Below are 2,883 nucleotides of genomic sequence, written 5' to 3' on the forward strand. Positions count from 1 at the left end.
CGCGGCCCGGTGCGGCTCGGGTCCGCCGCCGCGGGCTCGTCGGAGGCGGCCTCGATCCCCTCGGCGAGCAACCGCAGCGCCTCGATCACCGCGCCGCTGCGGATCTGCTCCCGGTTGCCGTCCAGATCGAGCCGGCGGACGGCGGTGCCGCCGGGGCCGGCGGCGGCCACGTAGACCAGGCCGACCGGCTTGCCGTCCTGCGGCTCCGGCCCGGCCACGCCGGTGGTGGCCACTCCCCAGTCGGCGCCGCAGCGGAGGCGGCCACCCTCGGCGAGCGCGGCGGCCACGTCCGGATCGACCGGTCCGCGCTCCGCGAGCAGCTCCCCGGGTACGCCGGCCAGCTCGGACTTCAGCTCGGTGGCGTAGACCACCAGGCCGCCCCGGTAGATGCCGCTCACGCCGGCGATCTCCACGATCGCGTTGGCCAGCGCCCCGCCGGTCAGCGACTCGACGGTCGCCAGGGTCTCGTGCCGTTCGTGCAGGCTGTGCACCACGAACGCGGCCCGACTCGCGTCGACCCGCTCGTGCGTCGCGTCCGTTCCCATGGTCCACACCTCTTCCCTGACCGCCGCGGCCTACTCATCCTCCCTGCCGGGTCCACCCTGCGGCGGGACGTCAGCGCGTGCGGCGGCGCAACCGGAAGGCCTGGGCGATGTAGTCGAACCCGGTGACCACGGTCACCACCACCGCCGCGCCCATGATCCACGGGCCGACGGCGGCCAGCGCGGCGGGCATCGGCCACAGGTACCAGGTGATGGCGAGGATCTGCAGGGCCGTCTTGATCTTGCCGCCCCGGCTGGCCGCGATGACCCCGTGCCGGATGACCCAGAACCGCAGTGCCGTGATGCCCAGCTCGCGGGCGAGGATCACCACGGTCACCCACCAGGGCAGCCGGTCGTGGGCGGAGAGCAGCACCAGCGCGGCGCCGGTGAGCGCCTTGTCGGCGATCGGATCGGCGACCTTGCCCAGCGAGGTGACCAGCCCGAACCGGCGGGCGATCCAGCCGTCCACCAGGTCGGTCGCGGAGGCGATCACGAAGATCAGGCAGGCCGCCATCCGCCAGCCGGAGTGCGTCATCCCCGAGGCGACCACCGTGACCGCGAACACCGGCACCAGCACCAGCCGCACCGCGGTCAGCACGTTCGCCGCGTTGAGCAGGGGCACGCGGGCAGCCACCGACTCCGCCCCGGTCATACCTGGCACCGCCCCACGTGGCTCCCCCGCTCCGTCCGGGCCCGTCGTCACCGTGCCGCGCCGGGCGCCGCCGAGATCATCTCATCCGGCACCGCGATCAGGTCGACGCCCTCGGTCGCGGTGACCGTGGCCCGGACCAGGTCGCCGGGGCGCAGCGCGGCCAGGTCGACCCCGCCCTCCGCCGGGGCGACCAGGGTGGTCGAGCCGTCGACCTCCGGCGCCTGGTGGGCCGCCCGGCCCTCCACCACGCCGTCGGCGACCGAGTCGACCAGCACCTCGACCGCCGAGCCCAGTCGCTCCTCGGCCCGCTGCGAGCAGAGCTCGTCGGCGAGCGCGGCGAGCTTGTCGTACCGCCGCTTGACGGTGGCGGCGCTGACCTTGCCGGGCAGGCCGGCGGCCTCGGTGCCGTCCTCGTCGCTGTAGTCGAACACGCCGATCGCGTCCAGCCGCGCCTCGGTCAGGAACCGGACCAGCTCGTTGACGTCCTGTCGGGTCTCCCCGGGGAAGCCGACGATGAAGTTGCTGCGGGCGCCCGCCTCCGGGGCCAGGGCGCGGGCCGAGGCGAGCAGCTCCAGGAAGCGCTCGGTGGACCCGAACCGGCGCATCCTGCGCAGCACCGGCTCGCTGGAGTGCTGGAAGGACAGGTCGAAGTAGGCCGCCACCCCCGGCGTGGTGGCGATCACCTCGACCAGGCCGGGCCGGGTCTCGGCGGGCTGGAGGTAGCTGGCCCGGACCCGGACGATCCCGTCGATCGCGGCGAGCTGCGGCAGCAGCTTCTCCAGCGCCCGGGGGTCACCCAGGTCCTTGCCGTACGACGTCGAGTTCTCGCTGACCAGCACCAGCTCGCGGACGCCGGTCTTGGCCAGCCACTCCGCCTCGGCCAGCAGCTCGTCCGGGGTACGCGAGACGAACGCCCCGCGGAACGCCGGGATGGCGCAGAACGCGCAGCGCCGGTCGCAGCCGCTGGCCAGTTTGAGCGAGGCGACCGGCCCGGTGTCGAGCCGGTGCCGCAGCACCTGCCGCAGGTGGGCCGGGGTGTGCGCGTCGGCCTCGGTGGGCACCCGGGTCGGGGTGCCGTGGCCGGGCAGCGACACCGCCGCCGCGCGCCGCTTGACCGGGGTGAGCGGCAGCAGCTCCCGGCGGTCGCGCGGGGTGTGCGCGTCGAGCGCCTGGCCGGCGACCACCGCGTCGAGCCGGGCGGAGATGTCCGGGTAGTCGTCGAAGCTCAGCACCGCCTGCGCCTCGGGGAGGCTGTCGGCCAGCTCGCGGCCGTACCGCTCGGCCATGCAGCCGGCGGCGACCACCTTGGCCCCGGTGTCCGCGGCGGCCAGCAGCGTCTGGATCGAGTCCTGCTTGGCCTTCTCCACGAAGCCGCAGGTGTTGACGACCACCACGTCGGCCCCCTCGCCGTCGGTGGTCACCTGCCAGCCGTCGGCGTGCAGCCGGGCGGCCAACTCCTCCGAGTCGACCTCGTTACGGGCGCAGCCCAGGGTCAGCAGGGCGACCCGACGGCCGTCGGCGGGGGAAGGGGAGGTGGCAGACACCATCCGAGGGTACCGGGCGGCGCGCCGAACCCCGCGACGCCCGGCCACCGCCATCGACCACCTCACACGCCACCCGACGGGCCCGGGCGGGCCGTCGCCAGGCGCGCCGCGGCAGGTCGCGGTCTCCGGCCGGCGGGAAGGGCCG

General features: G+C 75.2%; 3 protein-coding genes. All 3 read right to left on the minus strand.

What is annotated here, in order from left to right:
* The coding region (locus ACWEVO_RS34195) for a CinA family protein (RefSeq protein ID WP_452311548.1) at window positions 1-545 on the minus strand (545 nt) is incomplete at its 3' end.
* Between the two features lie 70 nt (window positions 546-615).
* The gene (gene pgsA, locus ACWEVO_RS34200; protein ID WP_452311549.1) at window positions 616-1,194 is read right to left on the minus strand and encodes a CDP-diacylglycerol--glycerol-3-phosphate 3-phosphatidyltransferase; all 579 of its coding nucleotides are present in this window, start codon (window positions 1,192-1,194) and stop codon (window positions 616-618) included.
* Between the two features lie 47 nt (window positions 1,195-1,241).
* Entirely contained in the window at window positions 1,242-2,741 is a 1,500-nt protein-coding gene (gene rimO / locus ACWEVO_RS34205) for a 30S ribosomal protein S12 methylthiotransferase RimO (RefSeq protein ID WP_452311550.1), read from the minus strand.
* Window positions 2,742-2,883: the final 142 nt, after the last annotated feature.

It is taken from the genome of Micromonospora sp. NPDC003776 (assembly GCF_053605645.1).